The 4,389-nt window shown below is 73.5% G+C and carries 4 protein-coding genes; 3 read left to right on the forward strand and 1 reads right to left on the reverse strand.

Features of this window, described 5'->3' with window-relative positions; genetic code table 11:
* On the forward strand, window positions 1-996 hold a 996-nt coding region (locus tag AX737_RS13135), incomplete at its 5' end, for an FAD-binding protein (protein WP_066921987.1).
* 43 nt (window positions 997-1,039) lie between these two features.
* Window positions 1,040-2,380: a glycolate oxidase subunit GlcF gene (glcF, locus tag AX737_RS13140; RefSeq protein ID WP_066921988.1), complete on the forward strand. Its 1,341-nt coding sequence runs from the start codon at window positions 1,040-1,042 to the stop codon at window positions 2,378-2,380.
* A 12-nt stretch (window positions 2,381-2,392) separates the two neighbouring features.
* Here the strand turns inward: glcF and AX737_RS13145 are convergent, their stop codons facing one another.
* Window positions 2,393-3,220 (reverse strand): MBL fold metallo-hydrolase, encoded by an 828-nt coding sequence (locus AX737_RS13145; protein WP_238229355.1) that lies wholly within the window; start codon window positions 3,218-3,220, stop codon window positions 2,393-2,395.
* A gap of 204 nt (window positions 3,221-3,424) precedes the next feature.
* Here AX737_RS13145 and AX737_RS13150 point away from each other — a divergent pair, with 204 nt between their 5' ends.
* A complete protein-coding gene (locus AX737_RS13150) occupies window positions 3,425-4,228 on the forward strand; it encodes an AraC family transcriptional regulator (RefSeq protein WP_066921991.1) in 804 nt (267 codons plus the stop codon).
* The last annotated feature ends 161 nt before the right edge of the window (window positions 4,229-4,389 follow it).

The following is a 4,389-nucleotide window of genomic DNA, read 5'->3' on the forward strand; positions in this document are numbered from 1 at the left end:
GCCGAGATGGTGGTGGCGGCCCGCGCCGGCACGCCGCTCGCCGAGGTGCAGGCGCTGCTGGCCGCCCGCAACCAGATGCTGCCCTTCGAGCCGATGGACCACCGGGCGCTGCTGGGCTCGACCGGCAAGCCGAGCTTCGGGGCGGTGGCGGCGATCAACAATTCCGGGCCCCGCCGCATCAACGCGGGCGCGGCGCGCGACAGCCTGATCGGCGTGCGCTTCGTCAACGGGCGCGGCGAGGCGATCAAGTCCGGCGGGCGGGTGATGAAGAACGTCACCGGCCTCGACCTCGTGAAGCTGATGGCGGGCTCCTACGGCACGCTCGGCCTCCTCACCGAGGTCACCTTCAAGGTACTGCCGGTCCCCGAGCGCGTCGCGACGCTGGTCTTCCCCGGCCTCGACGACGCCCGCGCGGTCGAGGCGCTGGCCGCAGCCCTCGGCTCGCCCTTCGAGCTGACCGGCGCCGCCCACCTGCCGGCCGGGATCGAGGGCGGGCAGGCCCGCACGCTGATGCGCCTCGAAGGCTTCTCGGACGCGATCGATTACCGGCTCGGCGAATTGCGCCGCCTCCTGAAGCGCTTCGGCGCGCCGGAGGTGGTGGAGGCCGCCGACCTCTGGGCCCGGATCCGCGACGTCGCCCCCTTCGCGGGCACGGGCGCGGCCGTCTGGCGCCTCTCCACCGCGCCCACCCGCGGGCCGGCGCTCACCGCCCAGATCGCCCGGACGCTGCCGGCCCGCTGGTACTACGACTGGGGCGGCGGGCTCGTCTGGCTGGAGACCTCCGTCGAGGGCGATGCCGGCGCCGCCGCGATCCGCGCGGCGGTCCAGGCGCAGGGCGGTCACGCCACGCTGGTGCGGGCGCCCGACGCGGTGCGCGCCGCCGTGCCGGTGTTCGAGCCGCTCGCCGAGCCCCTGATGCGCGTGACACAGGGGATCAAGGCCGCCCACGACCCGGCCGGAATGTTCAACCCGGGCCGGATGTATCCGGGCGTCTGAAGGATTTGGCCGCCCCTGACGGGCGAGGCTGAGGAACAGGACCGTGCAAACCAGTTTCAATCCCGCCCAGCTGGCCGACCCGGCGATGGCGGCCTCGGAAAAGATCCTGCGCACCTGCGTGCATTGCGGCTTCTGCACCGCGACCTGCCCGACCTACCTGCTCCTGGGCGACGAGCTCGATTCCCCGCGCGGGCGGATCTACCTGATCAAGGACATGCTGGAGGGCGGCAAGGCGGCCTCGGCCGAGGTGGTCAAGCACGTCGACCGCTGCCTCTCCTGCCTCTCCTGCATGACGACCTGCCCATCGGGGGTGCACTACATGCACCTCGTCGATCATGCCCGCTCGCATATCGAGAAGACCTACCGGCGCCCGAGCGACGACCGCCTGATGCGGGCGCTGCTGGCCTTCGTGCTGCCGCACCGGGGACGATTCCGGCTGGCGCTGACCGCGGCCCGGCTCGGCCAGCCCTTCCGCGGCCTCGTGGCGCGCCTGCCCCGCGTCGGCAACCGGCTCGCCGCGATGCTCGACCTCGCCCCCGCCGCGCTGCCGCGCGCCAACCCGACCAACCGCGTCGGCAGCTTCCCGGCCCCGAGCACGGGCGCGCCCCGTCGCCGGGTGGCGATGCTGCGCGGCTGCGCCCAGAGCGTGCTGCGCCCGGACTTCAACGAGGCGGCGATCCGCCTGCTCAACCGCCACGGCGTCGAGGTGGTGCACGCCACCGAGGGCTGCTGCGGGGCGTTGACCCACCACATGGGCAAGGACCACGCCTCGCACGCCCAGGCGAAGCAGACGATCGACGCCTGGACCGCCGAGATCGAGCGCGGCGGCCTCGACGCGATCCTGGTCACGGCGTCCGGCTGCGGCACCACGATCAAGGATTACGGCTTCATGTTCCGGGACGACCCGGCCTACGCCGAGAAGGCGGCCCGGATCTCGGGCCTCGCCAAGGACGTCACCGAGTACGTGGCGGCCTTGGGCCTGATGGAGCCGGTGGTCGAGACCGACCTCGTGGTGGCCTACCACTCGGCCTGCTCGATGCAGCACGGCCAGGGCATCCGCACCGAGCCGAAGGCGCTCCTGAAGCGGGCGGGCTTCACCGTGAAGGACGTGCCCGAGGGCCACATCTGCTGCGGGTCGGCGGGCACCTACAACATCCTGCAGCCCGAGATCGCGGCCAAGCTGCGCGACCGCAAGGTCGCCAACATCGAGCGCACCCGCCCCGACCTCATCGCCACCGGCAACATCGGCTGCGCCACCCAGATCGGAAAGGGCACCGACATCCCGATCGTCCACACGGTCGAGCTGCTCGACTGGGCGACCGGCGGCCCGAAGCCCGCGGCGCTCGAGCGGGTGCGGCGCGAGACGCTGGTCGCGGCGGAGTAGCGGATAAGCCGTTCAGAGCAGCTGGTAGCTCACCGGGATCCAGCGGTAGCCCGTCCCTGCGCGGACCACGTAGCCGAGCGAGGGGAAGCTGGTGTGGTAGCCCGCCACCAGCAGCGCCTCGCGGGCGGCCATGTCGTAGATCCGCTCCCGCGTCCGAGCGCCCTCGGCCTTGTCCATGTCGAACAGGGCGTGCCAGCCGGGCCGGGCGAGCGAGACCACCTCGTGGTGGGCGCAATCGCCCCAGACCAGCAGGCGCTTGCCCCCGCTCTCGACATGGTAGGCGAGGTGGCCGGGCGTGTGGCCCGGCGCCGCCAGAGCGCGGATGCCCGGCACGATCTCGGCGCCGTCCGCGACGAGGCGGGCGCGCTCCACGTGCGGCAGGAGGTGGCTGCGGAAGACCTGCGCCGAGCGGTAGGCATTGTCCTCCGGTGGGCCCCCGAGCCGCTCCGGCGCCCGCCAGAAGTCGAACTCCGCCCCGCCGACGACCAGGGAGGCTCGGGGGAAGGCGGCTTGCCCCGCCTCCATCAGGCCGCCGATATGGTCGGTGTGGCAATGCGTCAGGACCACGTGGGTGATCGCATCCGGCTCGATGCCGACGGCGCGCAGCCGTGCCGCGAGCCGCCCGCCCGCGGGTCGCGGCACGAAGCCGACCGCGCCGTTGCCGGTGTCGAACAGTACGCGCTCTCGCCCCGTCTCGACGAGGACGGGCGTGAAGCCCGGCTGGAAGCGGTTCGGCGGCAGGCGGTTCTCGCGCATGAGTTCTTCGACCTCGGCGCGCGGGCGATCCTCCCCGACGATCGGCCAGGGCCCGTCGATCAGGCCGGCCGCGTCGAGGAGCATCGTCACCGTGAAGCCGCCGAGGGCGAACCGGTAGTGCGCCGCAGATTCGAGCCCGAGCGGAGGCGTCTCCGCGATGGCGCGGGTCGAAGCGCCCAGAAGCGCGAGGGGCGCGGCCGCCGCGAGGTGCCGCCGGGTCAGGTCCGTCATCGTCCGATATCCTCCCGCCGCGCGACCGGCTAGGATCGGGCCGCACCGCTCCGGGCGATGAGAGCGGAATCGGGAGGCGTGCGCTTGTACGAACCTGCTGCGCCCCCCGGGGCGGCACTCGGCCCGTTCTGGCATGTGGCGGGTGCCCACACCTTCTTCGCCGGGCCGCTGCGCTACAACGCGGCGCACCAGCACGGCGCGCCCGTCTATCTCGCCGGGCTCTACGGCCCCTTCCGCATCCGGGTGCAGGGCCAGGACTGGATCCGTTGCCGGACGGCCCTCGTTCCGGCGGGTCTCCTGCACGAACTCGACGTGGACGGCGCGCCGCTGGGCGTCCTCTACCTCGAGCCCGGCGCGACCGGCCCGGAGGCGCTCGTCCCGTTGCTCCGCGGAACGACGGAATCCGGCGGCGCCCTCCTGGGCACGGCCGGGGAGGTCGCTCCGCTGCGCGCCCTGTGGGAAGCGCGGGACGCCGCCCGCTGGGCCGGGGACGCGCTCAGCGATCTCACCGCCTTCTCCGGGCGGCGCGGCGCGAGGCCCCGCGATGCCCGCATCTTGCGCGTCGTCGCGAGCCTGACCCTGCGCCCCGATCCGGGCCGGTCGGCCGCGCAGCTCGCCCGCGCGGTCGGCCTCTCGGATTCGCGCCTGCAACACCTGTTCACGCGGGAGGTCGGCGTGCCCTTCCGGCGCTACCGGGCCTGGGCCCGGATGCGCCGGGCGATCGAGGCCGTGGTCGCGGGCGCGAACTTCACGGCGGCGGCGCACGCGGCGGGCTTTGCCGACCAAGCGCATTTCGCCCATGATTTCCGGCGGACCTTCGGAGCCCCGGCCTCCAACAGCCTGCTCGACCTAAGACGCTGAGGCGACGACGTGATGCGGCGAGCCGGCGTCCGGAGAGGATCGATGTCCACCACCGCGTTCCGTGTCGCGCACCGCCTCGCGCTCGTCCTTCCGGCGCTCTCCCTCGCGGCGGCGGTCGCCCCGTCGCCCGCGGCCGCTCAAGCGCCCGCGCCCGTGAAGAT

Origin of the sequence: Methylobacterium sp. CCH5-D2 (assembly GCF_001556475.1) — a bacterium.
GTDB classification, from domain to species: domain Bacteria; phylum Pseudomonadota; class Alphaproteobacteria; order Rhizobiales; family Beijerinckiaceae; genus Methylobacterium; species Methylobacterium hispanicum.